The 23,775-nt window shown below is 65.6% G+C and carries 19 protein-coding genes; 7 read left to right on the forward strand and 12 right to left on the reverse strand.

Translation table 11 applies throughout. The annotated features are described in order from the left end of the window. Positions 1–19: 19 nt before the first annotated feature. Positions 20–472: a hypothetical protein gene (locus J0O65_RS23510; protein ID WP_215409603.1), complete on the reverse strand. Its 453-nt coding sequence runs from the start codon at positions 470–472 to the stop codon at positions 20–22. Positions 473–654: 182 nt separating this feature from the next. On the opposite strand from J0O65_RS23510, the gene J0O65_RS23515 reads away from it, so the two are divergent. Continuing rightward, positions 655–1,122, forward strand: coding sequence for a PACE efflux transporter (locus tag J0O65_RS23515; RefSeq protein WP_215409604.1), 468 nt, complete (start codon positions 655–657; stop codon positions 1,120–1,122). Here J0O65_RS23515 and J0O65_RS23520 read toward each other — a convergent pair. Further along, a complete protein-coding gene (locus J0O65_RS23520) occupies positions 1,098–1,979 on the reverse strand; it encodes a LysR family transcriptional regulator (protein WP_215409605.1) in 882 nt (293 codons plus the stop codon). The genes J0O65_RS23515 and J0O65_RS23520 overlap by 25 nt on opposite strands. Before the next feature lie 62 nt (positions 1,980–2,041). Between J0O65_RS23520 and J0O65_RS23525 the strand changes: the two genes are divergently transcribed. Then, positions 2,042–2,245: a DUF3460 family protein gene (locus tag J0O65_RS23525; protein ID WP_215409606.1), complete on the forward strand. Its 204-nt coding sequence runs from the start codon at positions 2,042–2,044 to the stop codon at positions 2,243–2,245. Positions 2,246–2,259: 14 nt separating this feature from the next. Here the strand turns inward: J0O65_RS23525 and J0O65_RS23530 are convergent, their stop codons facing one another. Beyond that, a complete protein-coding gene (locus tag J0O65_RS23530; protein ID WP_502793588.1) occupies positions 2,260–3,009 on the reverse strand; it encodes a YcbK family protein in 750 nt (249 codons plus the stop codon). Between the two features lie 99 nt (positions 3,010–3,108). Then, the gene (locus tag J0O65_RS23535) at positions 3,109–3,945 is read right to left on the reverse strand and encodes an EAL domain-containing protein (protein ID WP_215409607.1); all 837 of its coding nucleotides are present in this window, start codon (positions 3,943–3,945) and stop codon (positions 3,109–3,111) included. Positions 3,946–4,177: 232 nt separating this feature from the next. Here J0O65_RS23535 and J0O65_RS23540 point away from each other — a divergent pair, with 232 nt between their 5' ends. Continuing rightward, a complete protein-coding gene (locus J0O65_RS23540; RefSeq protein WP_215409608.1) occupies positions 4,178–4,990 on the forward strand; it encodes a class II glutamine amidotransferase in 813 nt (270 codons plus the stop codon). A gap of 66 nt (positions 4,991–5,056) precedes the next feature. Here the strand turns inward: J0O65_RS23540 and J0O65_RS23545 are convergent, their stop codons facing one another. Beyond that, positions 5,057–5,587 carry a GNAT family N-acetyltransferase gene (locus J0O65_RS23545; RefSeq protein ID WP_215409609.1) on the reverse strand — a complete coding sequence of 177 codons (531 nt, stop codon included), beginning with the start codon at positions 5,585–5,587 and terminating at the stop codon, positions 5,057–5,059. A 300-nt stretch (positions 5,588–5,887) separates the two neighbouring features. On the opposite strand from J0O65_RS23545, the gene J0O65_RS23550 reads away from it, so the two are divergent. Further along, positions 5,888–6,943, forward strand: a complete 1,056-nt coding sequence (locus J0O65_RS23550; RefSeq protein WP_285896818.1) for a sulfate ABC transporter substrate-binding protein — start codon at positions 5,888–5,890, stop codon at positions 6,941–6,943. Between the two features lie 163 nt (positions 6,944–7,106). Next, a complete protein-coding gene (locus J0O65_RS23555; protein WP_034757699.1) occupies positions 7,107–7,325 on the forward strand; it encodes a TOBE domain-containing protein in 219 nt (72 codons plus the stop codon). Between the two features lie 56 nt (positions 7,326–7,381). Here J0O65_RS23555 and J0O65_RS23560 read toward each other — a convergent pair whose 3' ends face one another. Both J0O65_RS23560 and J0O65_RS23565 read right to left on the reverse strand, forming a co-directional pair. Then, positions 7,382–8,131, reverse strand: a complete 750-nt coding sequence (locus tag J0O65_RS23560) for a LytR/AlgR family response regulator transcription factor (RefSeq protein ID WP_215409610.1) — start codon at positions 8,129–8,131, stop codon at positions 7,382–7,384. Continuing rightward, positions 8,128–9,381 (reverse strand): sensor histidine kinase, encoded by a 1,254-nt coding sequence (locus J0O65_RS23565; protein WP_215409611.1) that lies wholly within the window; start codon positions 9,379–9,381, stop codon positions 8,128–8,130. Before J0O65_RS23565 ends, J0O65_RS23560 begins: the two co-directional genes overlap by 4 nt. A 427-nt stretch (positions 9,382–9,808) precedes the next feature. On the opposite strand from J0O65_RS23565, the gene J0O65_RS23570 reads away from it, so the two are divergent. Next, positions 9,809–10,687, forward strand: a complete 879-nt coding sequence (locus J0O65_RS23570; protein WP_215409612.1) for a serine hydrolase — start codon at positions 9,809–9,811, stop codon at positions 10,685–10,687. On the opposite strand, the gene J0O65_RS23575 is transcribed toward J0O65_RS23570, so the two are convergent. Further along, positions 10,688–11,620: a DMT family transporter gene (locus tag J0O65_RS23575; RefSeq protein ID WP_215409613.1), complete on the reverse strand. Its 933-nt coding sequence runs from the start codon at positions 11,618–11,620 to the stop codon at positions 10,688–10,690. Between the two features lie 109 nt (positions 11,621–11,729). Between J0O65_RS23575 and J0O65_RS23580 the strand changes: the two genes are divergently transcribed. Next, a complete protein-coding gene (locus tag J0O65_RS23580) occupies positions 11,730–12,629 on the forward strand; it encodes a LysR family transcriptional regulator (protein ID WP_215409614.1) in 900 nt (299 codons plus the stop codon). A gap of 14 nt (positions 12,630–12,643) precedes the next feature. Here the strand turns inward: J0O65_RS23580 and J0O65_RS23585 are convergent, their stop codons facing one another. The 4 genes from J0O65_RS23585 to recC form a co-directional block, all read right to left on the reverse strand. Continuing rightward, positions 12,644–14,566 carry a methyl-accepting chemotaxis protein gene (locus J0O65_RS23585; protein ID WP_215409615.1) on the reverse strand — a complete coding sequence of 641 codons (1,923 nt, stop codon included), beginning with the start codon at positions 14,564–14,566 and terminating at the stop codon, positions 12,644–12,646. A 158-nt stretch (positions 14,567–14,724) separates the two neighbouring features. Continuing rightward, positions 14,725–16,665 carry an exodeoxyribonuclease V subunit alpha gene (gene recD / locus J0O65_RS23590; RefSeq protein WP_251373933.1) on the reverse strand — a complete coding sequence of 647 codons (1,941 nt, stop codon included), beginning with the start codon at positions 16,663–16,665 and terminating at the stop codon, positions 14,725–14,727. Positions 16,666–16,672: 7 nt separating this feature from the next. Then, a complete protein-coding gene (gene recB, locus J0O65_RS23595; protein WP_215409617.1) occupies positions 16,673–20,332 on the reverse strand; it encodes an exodeoxyribonuclease V subunit beta in 3,660 nt (1,219 codons plus the stop codon). Next, positions 20,329–23,763, reverse strand: a complete 3,435-nt coding sequence (recC, locus tag J0O65_RS23600; RefSeq protein ID WP_215409618.1) for an exodeoxyribonuclease V subunit gamma — start codon at positions 23,761–23,763, stop codon at positions 20,329–20,331. The genes recB and recC overlap by 4 nt, the downstream gene beginning before the upstream one ends. Positions 23,764–23,775 lie beyond the last annotated feature (12 nt).

The raw sequence follows: 23,775 nt of genomic DNA on the forward strand, positions 1-23,775 counted from the left end.
ATTGCTACAACAGGGTGCTTCAGCGCCCCATGCCGCGCCGGCGCAAGCCGAAATCATGGCCCACCACCAGCAAGGTGCTGGCCACCAGGCTCGACAGCCCCACGATCAGCTGGATCAATTTATCGTCCGGCAAGATCCACAGCGAGGAATCCGGCGTCTCGCAGCCCGTGGCCGCGCTGATCAGGGGAGACACCCAGGCCGCGTCCGGCGTCACGTCGAGCACGACGGCGCCGTCGGCGCTCGTCTGCATATAAATATCGCCGCCTTCGGCCAGGGTAAAGCAGATGCCCACGCCCGTTTCCGTGGCGCGGATATTGTCCTGCATGCTGCGGTTATGTTCCTCGATCCACACTTCCACGTCGTACGGCGTTTCCAGGTGCTCCCACGGACGGGGACGGAAACGCGGACGTTCGTCCGCGCCGGCGGCTGTGTTGGAAGTGTCGGGGGTGTTGCTGTCTGCTGCGCCTTGCATGCTCGTTGACCTTTTCTGCGGTGATGCGGCGGGACCGGTTGCCTGCCAGCCGCCATTATCCACCGTTCACGGTACGCAGGGTATTCCCATCGTGAATCCATCAGAAAAACTGACAGCTATTGACTTTAAACATCAGTAAGCCTGACTTAAAATACGCGCCATCTCTTCTTTACAGGCTTTACATGCAAGGCATCAAACGCAAAATCGTCTACGTCATCGCCTTTGAAATCATCGGCATGGCCATTTCCACGGCCTGGCTGACCCTGCTTTCGGGCGAGTCGCCCACCAGCACAGGGCCGCTGGCCATCATGATCACCAGCATCGCCGTGATCTGGAATCTGCTCTACAACACGGCCTTCGAATACTGGGAAATCCGCCAGGTGTCGCGCACGCGCACCGTCTGGCGCCGCATCCTGCATGCGATCGGCTTCCAGATCACCCTGGTGATCTACCTGATCCCGCTGATCGCCTGGTGGCTAGCCATCAGCCTGTGGCAAGCGTTCGTGCTGGACTTCGCGCTGATGCTGATCATCCCCTGCTACAGTTTCATCTTCAATTACTTCTTCGACGGCCTGTTCGGCGTGCCCCTGTCGGCGCAGCAGCCGAAGGAAGACGCCACCGACGTTCAGGCCGCTTCACTGAGCAACTGAAGAAAGGACCGCGCCGCCATGCCCAGCGGCCGGTCCTTCATCCACACCAGGTGGATGGGCACGACCAGGCCATTGCCCGTATTCTTGAACGCCACGCAGCGCACCCGCCCCGCCGCCAGCGAGTCCTGGATGGCCGACGCGGCAAAGTTGCCCCAGCCTAGTCCCGCCTCCACCATGGCCAGCGCCATCGGCAAACTGTCCGTGCGCCAGTAGGACAAGCCCACCACGGGGCGCGCATCGGCCAGGTCGAGTTCGCGGCTGGCGACGATGATCTGGCGCAAATTCACCAATTCCTCGATATACAGGGGCTGGCCCGCCGCGCTGGGCGGATGCTGGGTGGAGATAATCGCCAGCAAGGCATCGCTGCCCACCAGCTGGAACTGTTCCTCGTGATTGATGCGCCCGCCCGCGAAGGCCATGCAGGCGCTGATGCGGCCCCGGTGCAGCATGTCGAGCACGTCATCCTGCGGCGCCGTCAGCACCTCGATGTCGAGCAGCGGATGGCGCAGCGACAGCGCGCGCACGGCGGCCAGGAAGGGCGTATGGTCGAGTTCGGCCGCGATACCCAGCGAAATGCGGCTTTCCAGTCCCTGCGACAATTCCTGCACGTGCAGGTGCAACTGTTTCAACTGCTCGGCGATCAGCCGCGCATGCGGCAGCAGGGCCGTGGCGGCCGGCGTGGGCACGGCTTCGCGCGCGCCGCGGTCGAACAGCGCGATGCCCAGTTCCGCCTCGATATTGGCCATCGCCATGCTGACGGCCGACGGCGCCCGCCGCAGGGCGCGCGCGGCGGCCGAGAACGAGCCGCCGTCGACGACGGCCAGGAACAGTTCGATGTTATGGCTGGACAGTTTCATGGGTTCCAAAAAGGCGGCACTTTCCGGCGCGCCGGCGGTCGAATGGTCCAAAGGGAGGCCATATGCGCCATCGACTATCCTGCCGCTGCGGCGGCTATGTCTCGGAATTCACGCGCTTCATCGACGCCTATCTGCGCGAGCATCCCGAGGCGCAAACGAGCCAGCGCCTGGGCTGGCGCATTTATTGGGAACGGCCCGTGAATTTCGACGCCTGGCGGCGCGCCAGCAACGATAGCGTGCCGGAGCCGCCCTACCACTACAGCTAGTCAAAAACGCCTGACTAGCCTTTCCAGGTGCGTTGCAGACCGGTATCCGCATGGATCCAGCCGCCACGCGGGCCGGAGCGGTAATAGAAGCCCACACCGCCCTGCTTGAAGCTGCGCACGAGCGAACCGAGCACTTCCGCGTTCAGATTCGCCACGCGGATGTCGGCGGCGCGGCCCGAGATGTGCAGCGACTGGCGCGCGGCCGGCACGCCCGCTTCGCGCAGCTTGCCGTTCGACTCGGCCGTGCGGTAGCCAGACAGGATCTCCAGCGGCTGCTCGATGCCGTAGCGGGCCACAAACGCTTGCGTGCCCCACAGGGTTTCCAGCAGTTTCGGGTCGATGGGCGCCGTCTTCTTGCCGTTCACGTCGCGCAGCAGGTGGCACAGTTCCTGGTAGGCCGAATCGATGACTTCGCCATCTTTCCAGTACAACAGCTTCGCCTTTTCATTGCTGGCCGGGCGCACCACTTCCAGGGTGCGGGGCTTGAGCCAGAATTCCAGGTCCAGCGCCTGCGCATCAAAAATGTCGGGAGGCGGTTCCAGTTCCGTGATGGCCTGGCGCGACTGCGACGTGATCGAGCGGTCGACGCTGGCCAGTTGCGTCGGCTGGGGCGGCACGGCCGTACGCGGCGCGCGCGGCTTGGCGCCGGCCGAAGCGGAGGCGGGAGCGGCCGTGCGCGAGGCGCAGCCGATGAGCGGGGTGGCAACCAGGCCCAGCGCGGCCAGGCCCATACCGTGATGTAGAAAATTTCTGCGCGATGCCATAGTCAGTCCAATGTAACGATGGGAATACTATAGCGTATTGTGCTGCGAAGAAAAACCCTCAATGCCTATCGTGCCGCCCTCATTTCAGCATCCGGCGCCTTACGCGGCGGCCGCGCTGGCCGCGACGTCCCGCTTTGCCTGCGCCAGCGCCGTCAATGGTTTATCCAGCAAATAGCCCTGGGCCACGATGGGCAAGCCCGTGGCGGCGGCGATGCGCCGCAGCGCGGCCAGCGCGGCCGGCGTGTCGAGGCGCTTGAAGATGACGCGGATGTTTGCCGCATGGCACACGGTGACGAAGCTGGCGACGGCCTGCTCGTCGCTGAGGTTGCCCGCGTCGAGCTTGAACGCATGCGGGTGCAAGCGCTCCAGCATGCCCGTGGCCTCCTGCACGCCGGCCACGTTGATGGCCAGGCGGAAACCGTTGCGCCGGTAATTGTCGGCCACGTAGTTGAGCAGCCAACCCTGGTTCGGCGTGACCGTCGGCAATTGCAGCACGATGCGCTCGATGGGCAAGCCCAGCGCGTCGAGGATGCGCTGGAAGGCGTGGCCGTGATTGCTGCTGACGGCGCTCAGCAGGCGGTCATGCACGTTCAGGTACAGGTCCGACTGCTCCGCTTCGCTCTGGCGGAAGAAATTAATCGCGTGCAGCATGCGGCACAGCCGGTCCAGCTCCACGGATTCGTCGTCGCTGGCCGCATGGTCAAGCAAACGCCACAGCGACAAGCCCTCGTCCGCCTTCGATACGCTGCGCGCCAGGCCCTCGAACGCCACCAGCTTGCCGCTGTCCAGTTCGCGCAGCGGCTGGAAGGCGCTGGTCATGGTGCAATTGAAAAAGCGCCCCAGCGCCCTGCCCTCGCCGTCGAGCCAGACACTGGTGCCGGCCTGGGTTTGGTGCGACAAACGGGCCAGGTAATTTTTCAGGACGGGAAATGGCATACGTGCTCCTTCATCGGGCTGCGCCAGCTGCCCGCACGGGGAAGACGGCGCCAAAGTGTGCAGAGTAAGGCCGCGCCAAGCAAAGGAGAACGAATGGTTTCGCCATTTGATATGCGCCCAGCAGATAAGGGATGCGACGGCCGGCGCATAACGATAGTCGGAAACATTCCTTCCAGCGCCCCGCCCCGGCCTTTACTGTGGGCAGGTACCGTTACCATCAGGAAGGGCCGCCATGTGCCAGTTACTCGCAATGAACAGCAGCAAGCCGGCGGCGCTGGGATTTTCCTTTGCCGGCTTTGCCGAACGGGGCGGACGCACGGACGAGCACCGCGACGGCTGGGGCATCGCCTATCATTCCAGTAGCGGCTGCACCTTGCTGACGGATCACCTGGCGGCCATCGATTCGCCGCTGGCGGCCCAAGTGCAGCGGCATCCCGTGAAGGCGAAAAACATCGTCGCGCACATCCGCAAGGCCACGCAGGGCCGCATCGCGCCGGAAAACACCCACCCGTTCGCCCGCGAACTGTGGGGCAAGACCTGGTCCTTCGCCCACAATGGCGACCTCAAAACGTGGCGCGCACCCGCCAATGCCCACTACCAGGCCAGCGGCGACACCGACAGCGAACAGGCGTTCTGCCACCTGCTGGCGCAGTTGCGCACGCGCTTTCCCCTGGGCCAACCCGCGCGCGCCGACCTGCGCGCCGCCATCGGCGAGGTGGCGCGCGAGATTGCCGCGCACGGCAGCTTCAATTTCATCCTGTCGGACGGCGAACTGCTGTTCGCCCACTGTTCCACGCATTTGCACTATGTGATACGCGAATACCCGTTTTCCGTGGCGCAACTCATCGACTGCGAGCGCAGCATCGACTTTCGCCAGCACAACCACCTGGACGACCGCATCGCCGTCATCGCCACGCATCCATTGACGCAAAACGAAGACTGGCTGGCGTTCGCGCCCGGCGAACTGAAACTGTTCGCCGGCGGCGCCCTGCTGCCGGCCATCGAGAGCGCACAGCCGGGCGTGTATATCCAGATCAGTTACTGAGGGAAGATATGCAAAGGAAGGGAAAGGCCCGCCGCCGGATGGGCGGGCAGAGGAGCCGGAGGGCCGTCAGGCCGAATTGCAGTTGCAAAAGCGCTTGCGCTTGGGGTCGCCGCTGGCGATACCGGCGGGATCAATCTGTTTCCAGCAAAAAATCGTTTCCACGCCATACGGCGAACGCACATTGCCCGCCTCGATATAGCCCTGCTTGACGAAAAAGGCCTGGCTGCTGGCCGTGCTGTGCAGCTGCAAGGCCTTGATGCCCCACTCGCGCGCCTGCGCCTCCAGCCGCTCCACCAGCGCCTTGCCGGCGCCGCGGCCTTGCGCCTCGGGCAGCAGGTAGCACAGGGCCAGCTTGCCGGCGCGCGTCAGCAAGCCGACGCCGACGACGGCGCCATGCTCGACGGCGACCAGCGAAAAATTGGTCGGCGACGCGAACCAGCACGCCACCATCTGCGGTGTTTTATTGCCCAGCCAGGCTTCCAGGATGGCCGGATCGTCCCGATGATCGAGGCTGCAGCATTCGACGATGGAGCGTCGTAATACGTTGCACGCCTCGAAAGCGTCGGTCGATGTTGCAATACGAATTTCAAGACTCATGTACGCTCACAAAATATTCCAGTTGCCGATGCAGGCGCTCTCGCCCTGTATCGTGCGATTCGACTATACACCAAGCGGCGCAATCGGGTTTTTTGCCGCACGCGACGGACCGGTTTTGCCTATGGCGCGATGCCTGCAGACTAAGTGCTGATGCGCATCTTGCCCACGAATGTTTCCAGAAATCGATATATGTTTTTTAGCGCAAACGGAAATCAAGTCTAAGCATATTACGAAAAATTCGTTTCTTTTCCGGCCGGAATTTTAGACTATGTCTGTCTATTCTCACAACAAGAGTTCAACATGACCCATTCCAACGCCGTCTCGACTGCCGCAGCAACGCTCACCCAACGCTCGCGCCGCTGGTTCCTGGCCAGCGCCCTGGCCGCTTCCGCTGCCGCCATGAGCCTGCCGATGGCCGCCAGCGCCGCCGAACCGGTGGTCTTGCTGAACGCCTCATACGACGTGATGCGCGAACTGTTCAAGGATGTGAATCCCGCATTTATTGCAGATTGGAAAGCCAAAACGGGCGAAACCATCACCATCAAGCAATCGCACGGCGGCTCCAGCAAGCAGGCGCGTTCCGTCGCCGATGGCCTGGAAGCGTCCGTCGTGACCATGAACCAGGCCAATGACATCGACATCCTCGTCGACCGCGGCCTCGTGACGCCGGACTGGGCCAGGAAATTCCCGAACAACGCGGCGCCGTTTTACTCGACCATGGTGTACCTGGTGCGCAAAGGCAACCCGAAGCACATCAAGGATTGGGACGACCTGGCCAAGCCCGGCATCAAGGTCATCGTGCCGAATCCGAAAACCTCGGGCAATGGCCGCTACACCTACCTGGCGGCATGGGGCTATGCCGTGAAAAAGGGCGGCAGCGAAGCGCAGGCGCGCGAACTGGTAAGCAAGCTGTTCAAGAACGTGCCCGTGCTCGATGGCGGCGGCCGCGGCGCCACCACCACGTTTACCCAGCGTGAAATCGGCGACGTGCTGGTGACGTTTGAAAATGAAGTACAACTGGTGCGCGCCGAATTCGGCGACAACTTCGAGGTGGTGTATCCAAGCATCTCCATCCTGGCCGAGTCGCCGGTGGCCGTCGTCGACAAGGTCGTCGACCGCCGCGACATCCGCAAGGAAGCCACGGCCTACCTGCAATACCTGTACTCGGAACCGGGCCAGGAGCTGGTCGCCAAGCACTATTTGCGCCCCCGCTCGGCAGCAGTGGCCAAGAAATACGCGGCCAGCTTCAAGCCGATCACCCTGTTCACCATCGATGACGTCTTTGGCGGCTGGAAACAAGCGCAAAAGAAGCACTTTGACGACGGCGGCGAGTTCGACAAGATTTATCAGAAGTAAGCTTGCGCCATATCAACAAAAACCGGGACTTGTCCCGGTTTTTTCATGTCCGCGCCTATTTGCGCATATCGATATGCGCATCGATTCGTAGTCAAACCGCCGCGCGCGCCGTACTCTGGCCTTGTCGCGCCGCACGGCGTCTCAAGGGTAAAAAGGAAACATCATGGCTATCTCGGAAGTGAATGTACGCAACCAGTTTCGCGGCAAGATCAAGGAAATCATCTTTGGCCCCGTGGTGTCGGAAGTGGATGTGGAAACGCCGCACGGCATCGTCACCTCGGTGATCACCTCGCGCTCGATCAAGGACCTGGACTTGAAAGTGGGCAGCGAAGTCATCGCCCTGGTGAAATCGACGGAGGTGTCGATCGCCAAGATCCAGTAAGCGCAGCGCCACCCTTGGCCGCCACGCCCCGCCACGCGGGGCGTTTTTCTTGCAGGCTAATCGCGAAACAGATACGTAAACGTGCGGCTGACGGGCAGCTTTTCCGCGCTGCCGCGCACCAGCACCTGCATGCGCTCGGCGTCGATGCGCTCGGCCGCCTCGATGGCTTTCACGTTGACCATGGTGCCGCGGTGGATTTGCCAGAACTGTTCCGGATCGAGGCCGCCCAGCAAATCCTTCAGCGGCGTGCGCACCAGCGCTTCCGAGCCGGCCAGCACCACGCGCGTGTACTTGGTGTCGGCCTGGAAGAACAGCACGTCGTCGATGTCGATCAGGCGGATCTGCTTGCCCACGCTGGCCCTGATCCATTTCAGCTTGTCACGCGGCGGCGCCGGCAGCGCGGCGCGCAGCGACTGCAGCAGGTGCGCCATGTCGGCCGGCTGCGCACCGAGCTTGTCGCGCAAACGGGCCAGCGCGCGCTGCAAGCGTTCGGCCTGGACGGGTTTCAACAGGTAATCGACGGCGCCCGCGTCGAAGGCATCGACGGCGTACTGGTCATAGGCAGTGACGAACACGACGTGGGCGCGCTTGCCGATGCGCTCGGCCACTTCCAGGCCCGACAGGCCAGGCATGCGGATGTCGAGAAAGACCACGTCCGGCTCGTGCTCGAGGAAACCGTCCCAGGCATCGTTGCCGTTTTCCGCCACCTGCACGACCTGTGCTTCGGGCCAGGCTTGCGCCAGCAGCGTTTGCAGGCGTTCGCGCATCAAGGGTTCGTCTTCGGCGATCAGGATGGTGGTGTTCATGCGGCAGGCTCTTTCAGGTTGGATGCAATGGTAATGGGCAGCCATATTTCAGCGATCACGCCGCCCTCGTCGCCGTCGCGCAGACTCAGGCTGGCGGACGGATCGAACAGCAACAGCCGGCTGCGCACGTTTTCCAGGCCCAGGCCGCTTCCAGGCGCGCTGCCCGCGCCGCTGGCCGGCAAGCCCATGCCCGTGTCCTGCACGCGCAGGCACAGCATGCCGTCGGCTTGCTCAGCCAAAATAGTGATTTCGCCGCCTCGCAAGGCCGGTTCGATGCCGTGCTTGATGGCATTTTCCGCCAGGGTCAGCAAGATCATGCTGGGTATCGTCGCGTGCGCAAACTCGGCCGGCAAGTCCAGCGCATAGTGCAGGCGCGAACCCATGCGCGCCTGCATCACGCGCAAATATGCGGCAACCATGTCGAACTCGCTTTGCAGCGGCACCTGCTCGCTGCGCATCTCGGCCAGGCTGGCGCGCAAAAACGCGATCAGGTCGGCCGTCAATGCCGCGGCCCGGGGCGCTCCCTGCTCGGCCAGTTGCTGCACGGCGCCCAGGGTATTGAACAGGAAATGCGGCTCGATCTGCGCGCGCAGCAGGCGCAGCTGCGATTCGCTCAGTTCGCGCGCCAGCCGGTCGCGCTCGGCATCCTGCTGCAGTTGCAAGGTCAGCGCCTCGAACTGGCGGTTGCGCCAGATGGCGACGATGCCCAGGGGAACGATGTACAGCAGGCTCACCACCAGCATGGCAATGCCCACGGTGCGGGCGATTTTTTCCGGCGAAATCACGACCGGCTTGTCGCTGAAAATGGCGGACGCTCCCATGCCAACGACGAGTCCGCCCATGCACGACAAGAGGATGCGCAGCAGGGGCTTGACCGACTTGCTGGCCACCAGCTTGCGGTAATTGAACCACACGCCCATCAGGCCGCAGGCCAGCGAAAAACCGATCAGGTTGCTCAACACCAAGGATTCGATCCAGCTCAACTTTTCCGGCCACAGCACATGCTGCAGCACACCCAGCGCGCTGAAGGGAATGAGCAGCGCGGCTGCCGCCTTGTAGAAACGCGCGCCGCGGTATTTCAGCAGGAAATCGCGGAATTGCTGGCGTTCGATCGGCGACAAGCTCGCCAGGCGCTTGCCGATAAAGCGCCGGTGGCCGGCCGGCAAGGAGGTGGCGGCCTCCGGCATTTCCAGCACCAGCATGGCGTCGTCGTCCATCTGCTGGTGCCACTGGCTGATTTTTCCCCACATGCTGCGTTCTCCTTGGCAAATTGTTCATGCATGAACGCAGTCTGGGGGTACGGCGGCGCCAAGTACAGGGGCAAGCGACCGGACACGATTTTGCGGGTGCCGGCGACGATCGGTCGACAGTCTGTTGTACATCTATCGGCAAGATTGTAGAAAGAATATTAGATTTCCTGAGTGAAATCAAGAATACGGCGACAATTTTCACATCGGCAATAGTTAAACGCCGGATCGCGCTTTTTTTCACCTTTTGCGCCGCAAAGCGGCTGGCGGGGCCAGCGTGCCGTAGACATCGCAATATTTTTAATGGTATTGTCTACGCTTGGCAAATATTGCCTCCGAGATACACGCCGCGTCCCCGCGCGGCCCGCTTCCGGATTTGCGCGCAGCGCCCTCGATGGCGCCCCAAAACTGCTTTCCCACATACAATCCCATGCTCAAAAAAATGTTCGCCGCGGTGCTGATGACGCTTTCGACAGCGGCCATCGCCGTGCCCTTCGGTTCCCAGTCGATACTGGTGGTCGAAGACGGCACAGGTAAAGTCTTGCTTGAAAAAAATTCCAACGTGGTGGTGCCCATCGCCTCGCTGACCAAACTCATGACGGCCATGGTCGTGCTCGACTCCAAGGCGAACATGCAGGAAGAGATCAGCATCGACCGCGAGGATGTCGATACCCTGAAGCACAGCACCTCGCGCGTGCCGGTGGGCGCCACCCTGAGCCGCCACGACGTGCTGCAACTGGCGCTGATGTCATCCGACAACCGCGCCGCCGCCTCGCTGGCGCGCACCTTCCCCGGCGGCCCGACGGCGTTTGCCGTGGCCGTCAACGCCAAGATCAAGGCCCTGGGCATGCACCAGACCGTCATCGAAGAGCCGACGGGCCTGTCGCCGAACAACCAGTCGACGGCGGCGGACCTCGTCAAGATGGCCGTGGCCGCTTCGCGCTACCCGGAAATCAGCCGCATCACCACCGATTCGAAGGACGTGATCCAGATCAAGGGCCGCGACGTGGAATACCACAACACCAACCGCCTGGTGGGCGCCAAGGGCTGGGACATCGGCCTGTCGAAGACGGGCTATACGAATGAAGCGGGGCGTTGCCTGATCATGCGCATCAAGTCGGCCGGCAAGTTCGCCACCATGATTTTGCTCAACGCGCGCGCCAATTCCGTGCGCGCCATGGACGCCGTCAACATCCGCCGCCTGCTGGCGGCCGAGAACGGCATCGAAGAGCCGAAAGTGATGCGCGCCTCCGTCAGCCGGCATAAAAAAGCGCCAGCGAAACCGAGCAAGCGCCGCCGCGCCAAGTAATCATTTCGCTTGCCGGTTGGTCATGATGACGCCGGCAATCGTCACCGCGCCGCCCACCAGCATCGAGACGAGCACCGGCTCGCCCAGCAGCGCCGCCGCCAGCACGATGCCGAACACGGGCACGAGGTTGTTGAACACGGCCGTGCGCGACGGGCCCAGCGCTTTCACGCCCTCGTAATACCAGACAAAGCCGATCACCGTGCCGAACACGCCCAGGTAGGCGATGGCGGCCCACACTTGCCAGCCAAAGCTGTGCCACGGCACGCTGGGAAATTCCACCGCCGCCCCCACCAGCAGGAAGGCCAGGCCCCACATCGCCGCATACGTGGTGGCGGCGATCGGGCTCAGGCCCTTCAGCGCCACGCGGCCGATCAGGGTATAGGCGGCCCAGCTGGAAATGCCGCAGAACATGAACACCTCGCCCATGCCGATGCCGCCGCCCGTGCCGTGCAGCACGCCGGCCAGATCGCCGCGCGTGATGACGATGGCCGTGCCGCAAAACGCCAGCACGATGCCCAGCCATTTGAAGGAGCCGAGCCGTTCGCGGAACAGCATGGCCGAGGCCAGCGCCGTAACGATGGGGTTCAGGGCGACAAATAAAGCCGTGCGCCCCGCCGGCATGCGCGACAGGGCCGCCAGGAAGCACAGGTTATAGAGGAAAATGCCGGTCAGGCCCAGCGCCGCCGTCGTCATCAATTGCTTGCGGTCCAGGCGCGGCAAGCCCCCTTCCAGTTTCCACGCCAGCGCGACGAGCAGCAGCACGGCCACGCCGAAGCGTCCGCTGGCCGCCGTCATGGGCGGCATCTGCTGCGCCAGCACGCGCCCGGCGATGAAGGTGCCGCCCCAGAACAGGGCGACGAAAATGAGTTTGAGGTAAACGAGCGGCGACTGCACGGAAGGCAAGGCGGCGGAAGGTACGGCGGAAGTAGACATGGGATATCCTGTTTGGCCGCTTGCGCGGCGGGTGGTATGGATATATATTAATACTAATATAAACTCATGAAATAATGAGTAAATACTCATAACTCAACAAAACCACACCATGACCTTCACGCAACTGGAAATTTTTACGCTGGTGGCCGAACTGCACGGCTTTTCCGCCGCCGCCGCGCAGCTGGGCATCAGCCAGTCGGCCGTCTCGCATGCGCTGAAAGCGCTGGAAAAGGAGATGGGCGTGGACCTGATCGTGCGCCACCAGGCGTCGGCCGAACTGACGGACGTGGGCCGCCAGCTGCTCGTGCGCGCGCGCGAAATCCTCGGCCTGTCGGAAGCCATGCGGCAGGAGGCGGCCGACGTGCTGGGCCAGCGCCAGGGCACGCTGCGCATCGGCTCTTTCGGTCCCACCTCGTCGTTGAACCTGCTGCCGGCCATCACGGCGCAGTTTCGCTTGCGCTATCCGGGCATCGACCTGCGCATCGACGAAGGCGCCGACCATGAAGTGCTGCAGTGGATACGCGAACGCCGCGTCGATGTGGGCTTCGTCGTGTTGCCCGACGAGCGTTTCGATACGGCGCCGCTGGTGGAAGACCAGATGATGGCGCTGGTGCCGCGCAGCCATGCGCTGTCCGGCGAAAGCGCCATCACCCTGGCCCAATTGTGCGAAGGGCCGTTCATCATGTCCGAGGCGGGCTGCGCCTGCCTGATCGAACCGCTGTTCGCCAACGCGGGCTTGCAGCCGCAGGTGCCCTACCGCATCAGCCAGGTGATCACCATCCTCGACATGGTCAGCCGTGGGGATGGCCTGTCCATCGTCGCCGAACTGGCGCTGCCGCAGCGCCTGCGCGAGCAGTACCCGGAGCTGGTGGCGCTGCCGCTGAATCCCCCCGTCAGCCGCAAGGTGGGCCTGGCCGTGCGCGACCGGCGCCAGAACACGCCCGCCACCAACGCTTTTTTCGAGGTGGCGAAGCAGATGGCGCCGACCCTGGCGCCCCGGCGCGCCTGAGCGTTGACAAGCGCTTAAAACGTCTCCCACTCCTCGGACTGTTCCGCCTTGCGGGCAGCCGCTTTGGCGACCGGACGGCTGGCGATGCGCTGCACGGCAGGTGCGCGCGCCGCCGGTTTGACCGGCGGCGGCGCCTGCCCCTCATCGAGCTTGAACACGCCCACCACCTGCGCCAGGGTGCTGGCCTGGTCTTGCAGGCTTTCCGCCGCGGCGGCAGCCTGCTCCACCAGGGCCGCGTTCTGCTGCGTCACCTGGTCCATCTGCGCGATGGCCTGGTTCACCTGCTCGATGCCCGAACTTTGCTCGACGCTGGCGGCCGTGATCTCGCCCATGATGTCGGTCACGCGGCGCACGCTGTCGACGATTTCCTGCATCGTCGCGCCGGCCTCGTCGACCAGGCGCGCGCCCGAATCGACCTTGCCCACCGAATCGTCGATCAGCAGCTTGATTTCCTTCGCTGCGCCGGCGGAGCGTTGCGCCAGGCTGCGCACTTCCGTCGCCACGACGGCAAAACCGCGTCCCTGCTCGCCCGCGCGCGCCGCTTCCACGGCCGCATTGAGCGCGAGGATATTCGTCTGGAAGGCGATGCCGTCGATGACGCTGATGATGTCGACGATCTTCTTCGACGAATCGTTGATCGAGGCCATGGTATCGACCACCTGCGCCACCACTTGACCGCCCTTGCTGGCCACGCCAGATGCCGATTGCGCCATCTGGTTGGCCTGGCGCGCATTGTCCGCGTTCTGTTTCACGGTGCTGGTCAGCTCTTCCATCGAGGCCGCCGTCTCTTCCAGCGAACTGGCCTGCTGTTCCGTGCGTGACGACAGATCCTGGTTACCGGCGGCGATTTCCATTGATGACACCTTGACCGATTCGCTGGCCGTACGGATTTTCACGAGCACGGCGGCGATCTTGTCGATGAAACGGTTGAAGGCGCCGGCGATCTGCGCCAGTTCATCCACGCCGGAAGCGTCGAGGCGGCGCGTCAGATCGCCCTCGCCCGAGGCGATGTCGTCGAGCGCGTCGCGCACCAGTTCCAGGCGCTTGAGCATCTTGAACACCAGCAGCGACAGCAGCAGCGCCGCCAGCCCGGTCAGCAGCGCGGCCGTGACGGTGGCCGTCGTCAGCATCGTCTGCAAGGCTTGCATGGCTTCCTGCTGGTCCAGCACGACGGCCAGCAGCCAGTCGGTGCCAGCCACGCGCGTGACGTACAGCATGCCGTCGCGTTCATTCAGGCGCACGGCCTCGCTCGTGCGCGTGCTTTCCAGCCGGTTGACCTGCGCGGCCGACAGCGCCGCATCGATCTTGCCCACCGGCTGCAGGCTCAGGTCCTTGTTCGCGTGGGCGATGATGGTGCCGCCTTGGTCGACGAGGAAGGCAAAGCTGTGCGGCGTCGGCTTGATCGCCACCACGTTGGCGATCACCGTATCGAGCAGCACGTCCGCGCCGGCCACGCCGACCAGCGCCTCTTTCGGGCCGACGGGCGCCGTGAACGACACCACCAGCTTGTGGCTGGCCGCGTCCACATACGGCGGCGTGAGCATCGGCACGCCGGCCTTCACGGTGTCCGTGTACCAGGCGCGCGCCGTGGGATCGAAATCGGCAGGACGGCCCGGATGGGTAAACACGGAGCGCTTGTCCGCGTAGCCGATGAACACTTCCGCGAAATCGCCGGCCTTTTCCGCGATCTGGAAGGCGCGCAGCGGATCGGGCGTCTCGGCCGACATGACGACGGACGCCATGACCTTTTTCTTGCCATCGACCCATTGCGCCAGCACGGCCGACTGGCTTTGCAGCAGCTGCTGCATCTGCTGGTCGGCCGACGCCAGCATGCTGCTGCGCGTGGTGAGGTAATTGGCGAGCGACAGGGCCAGCATGGACAGCACGACGATGGCCACGCAAATGAGCACCAGACGCGTGCGAAGGGAAGACAACATGATGGACTCCTCGTTTCGATTTTAATGGCGTGAAACAGTGCTTTTGCACTACTTTCTCTACGAAAGCATTCTCACATAAAAATCGGAACAATTTCCATCAATATTCGGAATACAACACATATATTTCCACATGGAAACCTATCGAACCCGTCAAGCCATCAGCCGATCAAGCCCCTTAAGCCGCTGGCGCGCTGCGTGCGGCGCAGGATCGCGTCGAACAGCACGGCCTGCGTGGGCGACACCAGCGTAAAGAAGTCGCGCGCGCGCGTGATGCCCGTGTAGACCAGTTCGCGCGCCAGCATGGCGCCGCCTTCCTGCGGCAGCACCAGCACCGTGTGGCGGAATTCCGACCCCTGCGATTTATGCACGGTCATGGCGAACGCCGTCTCCACGTGGCGCAGACGCGTGGCCAGCACGCTGCGCACGTTTTCACCCTCCAAAAAGTACACGCGCAGGGAGCCGGGCCGCGCAGGGTCGCGCAGGGTCAGGCCGATGTCGCCGTTGAACACGCCCGTGCCATAGTCGTTGCGCGTGACCATCACGGGGCGGCCCACATACCATTCGCTGCGGCGGATCAGCCCTTCCTTTTCCAGCCGCAGCTCGATGGCCGTGTTCAAGCCGGCCACGCCCCACTCTCCCTCGCGCACGGCGCACAGGAGGCGGAACGATTCAAAACTGTGCAGCACGGCGCGCACCCAGTCGTCATGCTGCGCATACGCTGCTTCACCGGCATGCACCAGTTCCAGGTAAGGCTGGTAACCGCCCGGCGCGTCAGCGCGCCCGCGCAAGGCCAGGCGCAGCACGTCTTCCTGCTGCGCCGGCACCGTCCACGCCAGCTGGCCGCCGCTGTCGCCGGCGAAGCAGGCCTTGGCCAGATCGGGCCTGCCGCCATTCACGGCCAGCGCCAGCTCGCCGATCGGACCGCTGAAGCGGTGGCTGTGGCGCAGCATCACCGTCTGCTGCGCCAGCGCGCCGGCCGCTCCCGCGAAGGCGGGCGGAATGGCCACGCCGCTGGCCGCCTGCGCATACGCGATGGTGGCGGGCGTGTAGCCGCCCGCCTGCGCGTCGTGGCACAAGTCGCCCAGCACGGCGCCCGCCTCCACCGACGCCAGTTGATCCTTGTCGCCCAAGAGGATCAGGATCGCCGTCGGCGGCAAGGCGTCGAGCACGGACGCCATCATCTCCAGGTGCACCATCGACGCTTCATCGACGATCAGCACGTCCACGTCGAGCGGATTGCCCGCGTGGTGGGCAAAGGCCCGCGTATCGGGCCGCGCGCCCAGCAAGCTGTGCAGGGTGCGCGCCGCGCCCATGCGCCGCGCCAGTTCCTGCAGGGGCAAGGCATCACCCGCCTTCGCCGCCAAACCTTCCAGCGCCTTGTCGATCGACTGCTTCAGCCGCGCGGCCGCCTTGCCGGTCGGCGCGGCCAGCGCGATGCGCAGCTGCTCCGGCTGCGGCGAGACGGCAAACAGCAGGGTCAGCAAACTGGCCACCGTGTAGGTTTTTCCCGTCCCCGGGCCGCCCGTGATGATGGCCACCTTGCCGCGCAGGGCGATGGCGCACGCCACCTTTTGCCAGTCCGGGCCACCGTCCCTGGCCGGCTGGTCGAACAGGATGTCGAGCCACTGCCGCACCTGCGCCAGCGGCGGATGCGTCAAACCCTGCGCGCGGAGCGCGATCTTCCCGCCCACCAGGGTCTCGTCGCGCCAGTAGCGGCGCAAATACAGGCGGTCGCCATCGAGCACCAGCGGCTGGCGCACGTCGTCCGCCCCCACCTGCCACACCTGCGACGCGCCGGCCAGCAGCGCGCGCCAGCCGGCGGCGCTGTCGGGCAGCGGGCCGGAAACGGCCAGCACCGCATGCCACAGCTCCTCGCTCCAGCCCAGCAGCTGCGACGGTTCGCCGGCCAGGTCGGCCAGCATCAGACAGCTGTGCCCCCGTCCTTCCAGCTCGGACAGCACCACGCAGGCCACGGCGACGGCGGGCGCATGCGGCGCCTGCTCGTCCAGGCTGGCGATGAAGCGGGCAAAGGCGGCGCTCAGGCGGCGCAGATGGCCCTCCCCGGCGACGCCGTCGACATGGGTAAACAAAGCGTTCATCTGTGCGTCATGCCGCATGGTGTTCCGTTTCTTCTAACAGTTGATCGAGGCCGTCCAGCAGTTCCAGTTGCGGCGCCAGCCAGTAGCAGCCATGCGTGTCCGCGTTCGCGATGCCGCGCAGGAACAGGAAGATGGCGCCGCCCAGCTGCTCGGCCGGGTCGTAGGCGTCGCCGAGCCGGCTTTTCAGCAGCCGGTGCAGGGCCAGCATGTAGATGGCGCCCTGGATATCGTAGCGGTGCTGCGCCATGCCGGCCGCCAGCGCGGCCGTGTGATAGGCCGCGTCGTTGGCACCCAGCGCGTTCGACTTGTAGTCGAGCACCCAGTAGCGGCCATCCCGTTCGATGACCAGGTCGGCAAAGCCTTTCAGCATGCCGTGCAACTGGCGCCGCGGCAGCACGGGGCGCGGCGCGCCATCGAGCAGCAAGCGCGTGCACAGCTGGTCCAGCGCCCCCGTGGACAGATGCTCGCTGGGGAACCAGAACTCCATCTCGGACAAGGTGCTATCGAGTTCGGACAGCGACGCATCGAGCAGCGGCAGCGGCGTGACGGCGATTTCCCTGAGCCAGGCGATGGCGTCTTCCTGGCGGTGGCCCCAGCCCGCCCGCTCGCAGCGCGCGGCCAGGCGCGTGTCGAAATTGGCGTCGTGGACGCTGTCAAAACCTTCGCTGCCCATCCACTCGAGTTGCTCGTGCAGGAAATTGCCGGGCACGGAACCGCGCGGGAAGCGGTGCCAGGGCGCGTCACCCATGTGCATCGGCGAGGCTACGGCTACAGCCGTGCCGTCTTCCAGCAGGGTCTCTTCCAGCGCCCGCTGCGGCACGTGGGCGGCCGCCACGGCGCCGATCTGGCGCGTCAGCGAGGTAAAGCTGCCGACCGACCAGTCGCGCTCGAATTCGCCCGTGAACACGGGTGCGGGACGCAGCTCGGGGCGCCGCTCGACGCGGTCGAGCACCGTGCAGGCGTCGGGCTGCGCCAGCGCGCCCACATAGATGGCGTCGCAACTGCCCGCCACCTGCTGCCAGCGCAGCAGCAGCTGGTCGGACGGCAGCTTGTCGCCGCCCGTCAGCAGGTAGCCGAGCGCCGATTCGTGCAAGGTGTTCTCGCCCGCCTTGCGCGCCGCCAGTGCGGCCACGCCCAGCCACAGGAAGTGGCGCGCGCGCGTCAGGGCCACGTACAGCAGGCGCAAGTCTTCCTCGATGCGCGCCTCTTCCACGGCCGCCATGGCCTCGTCGGACAGCGACAGGTCGAGGCGCCGCTCGCCTTTTTCATCCGCATAGTCGAAGAAGCTGCGGTTGCGTTTATCCACCTTGCGCGCCGTGACGGCGAACGGCAGGTACACGAGCGGGTATTCGAGGCCCTTGGATTTGTGCACGGTGATGACCTTCACCAGTTCCGCATCGCTTTCCAGGCGCAGCACGCGCTCGTCGCCGTTGTCGCCCTCGCCGGCGATCTGCTCGGCCAGCCAGCGTATCAGCGCCTGTTCGCCATCGAGCTGGCGGCTGGCCGATTGCAGCAGTTCGGCCAGGTGCAGCAGATTCGTCAGCCGCCGCTCGCCCCCCGTCTGCTGCAGCAGCATGGCCGGCAGCCGCAGTTCGTGGATGAAGCGGCGCAGCATGGCCAGCACGCCCTGGCGCTGCCAGATCAGGTGCAGCGCCTTCAGCTGCTCGACGCGGCGCTCCCATTCCAGTTCGTCGCTCGACAGGCGCGCCAGCTCGCCCAGCGACAGGCCGATGGTGCGCGTGGCCAGCGCGGCGCGCGCCAGTCCCCCGTCAAGCGGGTTGGCCAGCGCCGCCAGCCAGCGCAGCACATCGGCCGCTTCCTCGCTGTCGACGACGGAATCCTTGTCGGACAGGTACACGCTGGCGACCCGGCGGCGCGCCAGCGCGCGGCGGATGGCTGCCGCTTCCTTGCGGTCGCGCACGAGGATGGCGACATCGGCCGGCTGCAGGCGCGTAAAACCGTCGGGACCGGCGAAACCGGCTTGTGGGTCGCCCAGCATGGCGACGATGTGCTCGGCGCAATGCTGCGCGAAATACTCGCGGTAGCTGTCGCCGCGCAGCCCTTCATCGCTGGCGCAGGCGGCCAGCAGGGCCGGCAGCGGGCCGCCTGCGTTCACCAGGTGCTCGGCGCGGCCCTTGGCATCGACGGCCTCGAACGGCAGCGGATTGTCATCCCCCTTGCGGTAGCGGAAGGCGCCTGCCGGCACCTCGTCGCGCTCCGCATGCAGGAACAGCTGGTTGACGGCCGCCACCAGCGGCGCCGTCGAACGGTAGTTGGTACCCAGCTGGTAGTGGCGGCCGGCGGTGGCGCGGCGCGCCGCCAGGTAGCTCTGGATGTCGGCGCCGCGAAAGCCATAGATCGACTGCTTCGGGTCGCCGATCAAAAACAGGCCCAGGGCCGGGTCGTTGTCGGCGATGCGGTACAGCAGGTTGAAGATCTGGTACTGGGCCGGCGCCGTATCCTGGAATTCGTCGACCATCGCCAGCGGATACTGGTCGATGATGCGCTGGCGCAGGGCCGCGCCATTCTCGCCGGCCAGCGCGTCGTGCAGGCGCTGCAGCATGTCGGCAAAGCCGAACTGGCGCGACTGGCGCTTCAACTGATCCATGCGCCGCGCGATGGCCGCCGCCGCATGCAGGTGCAGCTTGTGCGCCAGCGGCGTCAATGCCGCCAGGGCGATCCCCAGCGCCTCCGTGTGTTCGAAGCACTCGGGCACCTGCGCCGTGAAGCTCTTGGCAAACGCATCCTCGATGCCGAACGGCGTCAATCGCTCCCACGCCTTGGCCGTGATGGCCGGCTGCAGCAACAGCGGATCCTGCGCCCAGCGGCGCAAGCCGTCGAACCACTTCGCCAGGTTCTCCGGCTTCATCTTGACGCCGTTAAAGCACTTGGGATTGGCGGCGCGATGGTCGTTGATCCATGCCGCCATGCTGTCCACGCGCTCGACCCAGCCCGCCTTCAGGGTGGCCAGCTGCGCGGCCAGCGCCCGCTGTTCGCGCGCGATCAGCGCGGACAACGGTTCCTCGTCCGCCATGCCGACGATGTCCGCGCGGCGCGCCAGTTCGCGCGCGCCTTTCTTCAGCGCGCCGACGTCGGGCCAGCAGGCCAGCAGCACCTCGAGCGCCTGCGGCGGCAAGGGATAGACTTGCTGGCGCCAGTAATCGTGGGCCGCATCCTCGAACAGTGCCTGCTCGTCGCTGACCAGTTCCTCGTCGAACAGGCTGCCGCTGTCGAAGGCGTGTTCGCGCAGCATGCGCTGGCACCAGGCGTCGATGGTGAAGATGGCCGCTTCATCCATCGTCTCGGCGGCCAGCATCAGCCGGTGCGCGGCCTTTTGCCGCTCGCTCTCGTCCGGACAGGATTCCAGCAAGGCGTCGAGAAACGGATCGCGGCCACCGGATTCGTGGCGAAAATACGCGGCCGCCTCGATCAGGCGCTCGCGCACGCGGTTCGACAATTCGCGCGTGGCGGCGCGGGTAAACGTCATCACGAGGATATCGGCCGGCAGCAGCGGACGTGTAAACCGGCTGTCGTCGTCGCCGTGTCCCAGCACGAGCCGCACGTACAGCGCGGCGATGGTCCAGGTCTTGCCGGTGCCGGCGGACGCCTCGATCAGGCGCGAGCCGTGCAGCGGGAACGCCAGGGGGTTGAGCAGGTGGCTCGTCATTGTTCTTCTCCCGCGCCATCGAAGGGCGCGCCAATCGGGTCGATCGTGATGTGCTGTTGCAGCCAGTCGGCCAGCGGGCCATACAGCTCGCGCGTGCAGTCTTCCCAGGCCTCCTCGGCGGCCAAGGCGGAAAACTCGGGCCACAGGCGCGCCAGGCACAGTTCCTCGCGCTCGCCCGACATGTCGAAGCCGCCATCGTAGACGGCGCGCGGGTCGCCCTGCTGCACCAGCGCCAGGCCCGTCTTGCAGGCCGTGGGCAAGGGATGGTTCATGCCTTCGCGCCACAGCGCCAGCAAGGTAGCCAGCGCCTCGCGCGACGTGGCCGGATCGAGCGGCGCCATGCTGACGATGGCGTCGCGCGCCACCAGGTAGCCGGTGACGGGGAAGTCGAGGGCGGCGGCGGCCAGCTGGCGCAGCCACATCAGCATCAGCTTGTCGCCGCGCGCCAGGCCGCCCTTGTCCGTCACCTTCGAGGAGATCTGCATCAGCCAGGCCGTCTCCTGGCCGTTGCTGCGCAATTTGTCGAGCCAGTCGTCGATCTGCACTTCGCCGAAGGGCAAGTTGATGGCGCGCTTGTCGGCCGCCTGCGGAAACGAGGCGCGCAAGGACAGCCAGGCGCTGCGCACGGGCACCAGCGCCTCGACCAATTGCGCCTGGACTTGCCGGCCGATCAAGCCGATGGGCAGCACGCCTTCGCGCGCCAGCTTGCCGGCGCGCGCTTCCAGGCTGGCGCGCACGTCGCCCGCCGCTTCGACGGCGCCGCCGTCATCGAGCATGGTGTCTTCCAGCAGATAGCGCTCGAGCGCATTCAGGCCAAACGGCTCTTCATCCTCGCCCAGCATGGCCGCATCGGCAAAATACACGCTCAAGCGGCGGCGGAAAAAGTACTTGACGGGCTGGCGCAAAAAGCTGGCCAGCTCGCCCAGTTTCAGACGCGTGCCGGGATCGAGCTCGTAGGGACCCAGCGGCAGGTGCCCGCCCTGCGCATCCGCAGCGGCCGCATCGGCCTCGGCATGGGCCACGCGCCATTCGCGCGCATAGGTGAGCAAACCATCGGCCTCGAAATAGCGGCGGCTGAACGGCTGCAGCGCATGTTCGGTGGTGAGCGATACAAGGTGCCGGTCCAGCGACCAGCCGGCTGCCAGGTAATCGCGCAACTGCGACACCAGCACGGACGGCGGCTGCTCGGAATTGTCGCGCACATTGCGCCCCACCCAGCTCACGTACAGTTTGTCGCGCGCGGCCAGCAGGGCTTCGAGCATCAGGTAGCGGTCGTCGTCGCGGCGCGAGCGGTCGCCCGGACGCGCCATGCCGGGCAGCGCCAGCAAGTCGAAATCGGCCTTCTGCGCGCGGCGCGGAAAATCGCCATCGTTCATGCCCAGCAGGCATACGACGCGGAACGGCACGGCGCGCATCGGCATCAGGGTGCAGAAGGTCACGCCGCCGGAGACGAACTGGTGGTTCAGGGTCGGCTCGTCGAGCGCGCCCAGCCACGCCACGCGCAGCACGGACAGCGGCACCGGTTCGACGAAGCCCGCATGCTCGCAGGTTTCCAGCCAGCCCTGCAAGGCGCCTTCGAGCTGCGCCAGGGTCAGGCGGTCGCCCTCGTCGTCGGCGTCGAAAAAAGCGGTCAGCAGCGCGCGCGCCTGCACGCCCCACTCGGCTGGCGTGCAGGCGCCGGCCAGCACGGTGCGCCAGTGCAGCAGCGCCTCGACCAGCTGCGCCAGCGAGCCCGCCAGCGCCGCATCGAGGCCGCCCACTTCCGCATACGGTTCGATGCCGCCAAAGCTGGCGCCGCTGCCGCTGGCATAGCCGAGCAGCATGCGCCGCACGCCGAAGATCCATGCATTCTGTTCACCGGCCGCGCCCAGCCCCAGGCCGGCGCGGTGCGCCTGGTCCAGGCCCCAGCGCACGCCCGCCCCTTCGATCCAGGCGCCCAGAGTGGCCAGGTCGTCCGGCTGCAGGCCGAAGCGGGCCGCCAGCGCCGGCACGTCGAGCAGGTCGCGCACTTCGCTCTGGCGGCAGCGCTGCTGCGGCAGCTGCAGCAGCCACTCGAGCGCGACGAGCAGCGGGTTGACGCTGCGGTCCTTCACGTCGCCGATCTCGAACGGGATGAAGCGCTCGTCATTGCGCCGGTACTGGCCGAAGACGGCGTGGATGGCGGCCGTGAAGGTGTCGATGTCGGGCACCATCACCACCACGTCGCGCGGACGCAATCCCGTTTCGGCGCTGCGCGCGAACATGGCCAGCAGCTGGTCGTGCAGCACTTCCACTTCGCGCTGCACGCTGTGCGCCACGTGAAATTCGATCGAGCGGTCGCCGGCGTCGGGCGGCGTTTGTTCGTGTTCGGCCAGCGGGCGCAGTTCGCGGATGGCCACCTGCACCTGCTGCAGCAGGGTCTCGCCCGTTTCCTCGCCAAACAGGTCGATGCGCAGGCTGTCGTCGCGCCCCTCGGCTTGCGCGTGCTCGTCGAATTCGTCGAGCATGCGGATGAAATCGCGCCCTTGCCTGCCCCAGCTGGCCAGCAGCGGATGGCTGTGCGCATGCAGCGCTTCGAGCGGGATCTGCGCCAGATCGGTGCCGTTGCGCTGCCGCTGGCGCTTGTTTTGCGCGCGCAGCAAGTCGCGCCCGTCGATGATGTCGCCCCAGTAGAACTGGCACGGATTCGGCACCGCCAGCACCACCTGCGTGTGGCGCGCCAGCGCGGCCAGCGCCTGCAAGGTCTGGTATGGCAAGGCCGACACGCCAAACAGCACCACCCGGCGCGGCAGCTTGCCCACCGGCGCCTCGCCGGCGGCGATCGCCGCCAGGAAGGCGTCATGGATGTCGGCGCGGCCCGTGTCGCGCTCGAAGGCCTCGACGTCGGCAGCCACGGCGCGCCACAACTGCGCCTGCCAGCGCTGGTCTTCCTTCAAGACGATAGCTTCGCCACGCGCCGTGCGCAGCTGGTCGCGCCCCGCCGCCCAATCGGCCAGCCAGTCGGCGCGGTAGACCTGGTACTGGTCGAACAAATCGGCCAGGCGCTCGGCCAGTTGCAGTCGGCGTTCGCTGTCGCCGTCGGCAAGGAAGTAGCGCAGCGGCGCGAACACGGGGTCGGCCAGCAGCGACGGCAACAGGCGCATCAGACGCCACGTCAACGGGGATTTATCGAACGGCGACACGCGCGGCACGCGCTCGCGTCCCAGCATGCCCCGGTAGCTTTCCCACAGCAGGCGTGCCGGCAGCGCGATGCGCGTGGCGGCGCACACGCCCATCTCCTCGGCCAGGGCGATCTTCAGCCACTCGGCCACGCCGTTCGACTGCACCAGGAAGATATCCGTTTCCAGCGGCGCCAGCGGATGCCGGCGCAGCCACTGGAAGACGGCGGCGCGCAGCTGTTCCAGCTGGTTGCCATGCAGGATGAGGAGGCCGGGCGTGACGGGAGTATGCATGCTGATCCGATG

This window comes from Janthinobacterium sp. JC611, from assembly GCF_018682595.1.
Taxonomy (GTDB): domain Bacteria; phylum Pseudomonadota; class Gammaproteobacteria; order Burkholderiales; family Burkholderiaceae_D; genus Janthinobacterium.

Coding starts and splice junctions, on each gene's coding strand:
- J0O65_RS23510 (WP_215409603.1), bottom strand. CDS start 472: ATGCAAGGCGCAGCAGACAGCAACACCCCCGACACTTCCAACACAGCC.
- J0O65_RS23515 (WP_215409604.1), top strand. CDS start 655: ATGCAAGGCATCAAACGCAAAATCGTCTACGTCATCGCCTTTGAAATC.
- J0O65_RS23520 (WP_215409605.1), bottom strand. CDS start 1,979: ATGAAACTGTCCAGCCATAACATCGAACTGTTCCTGGCCGTCGTCGAC.
- J0O65_RS23525 (WP_215409606.1), top strand. CDS start 2,042: ATGCGCCATCGACTATCCTGCCGCTGCGGCGGCTATGTCTCGGAATTC.
- J0O65_RS23530 (WP_502793588.1), bottom strand. CDS start 3,009: ATGGCATCGCGCAGAAATTTTCTACATCACGGTATGGGCCTGGCCGCG.
- J0O65_RS23535 (WP_215409607.1), bottom strand. CDS start 3,945: ATGCCATTTCCCGTCCTGAAAAATTACCTGGCCCGTTTGTCGCACCAA.
- J0O65_RS23540 (WP_215409608.1), top strand. CDS start 4,178: ATGTGCCAGTTACTCGCAATGAACAGCAGCAAGCCGGCGGCGCTGGGA.
- J0O65_RS23545 (WP_215409609.1), bottom strand. CDS start 5,587: ATGAGTCTTGAAATTCGTATTGCAACATCGACCGACGCTTTCGAGGCG.
- J0O65_RS23550 (WP_285896818.1), top strand. CDS start 5,888: ATGACCCATTCCAACGCCGTCTCGACTGCCGCAGCAACGCTCACCCAA.
- J0O65_RS23555 (WP_034757699.1), top strand. CDS start 7,107: ATGGCTATCTCGGAAGTGAATGTACGCAACCAGTTTCGCGGCAAGATC.
- J0O65_RS23560 (WP_215409610.1), bottom strand. CDS start 8,131: ATGAACACCACCATCCTGATCGCCGAAGACGAACCCTTGATGCGCGAA.
- J0O65_RS23565 (WP_215409611.1), bottom strand. CDS start 9,381: ATGTGGGGAAAAATCAGCCAGTGGCACCAGCAGATGGACGACGACGCC.
- J0O65_RS23570 (WP_215409612.1), top strand. CDS start 9,809: ATGCTCAAAAAAATGTTCGCCGCGGTGCTGATGACGCTTTCGACAGCG.
- J0O65_RS23575 (WP_215409613.1), bottom strand. CDS start 11,620: ATGTCTACTTCCGCCGTACCTTCCGCCGCCTTGCCTTCCGTGCAGTCG.
- J0O65_RS23580 (WP_215409614.1), top strand. CDS start 11,730: ATGACCTTCACGCAACTGGAAATTTTTACGCTGGTGGCCGAACTGCAC.
- J0O65_RS23585 (WP_215409615.1), bottom strand. CDS start 14,566: ATGTTGTCTTCCCTTCGCACGCGTCTGGTGCTCATTTGCGTGGCCATC.
- recD (WP_251373933.1), bottom strand. CDS start 16,665: ATGAACGCTTTGTTTACCCATGTCGACGGCGTCGCCGGGGAGGGCCAT.
- recB (WP_215409617.1), bottom strand. CDS start 20,332: ATGACGAGCCACCTGCTCAACCCCCTGGCGTTCCCGCTGCACGGCTCG.
- recC (WP_215409618.1), bottom strand. CDS start 23,763: ATGCATACTCCCGTCACGCCCGGCCTCCTCATCCTGCATGGCAACCAG.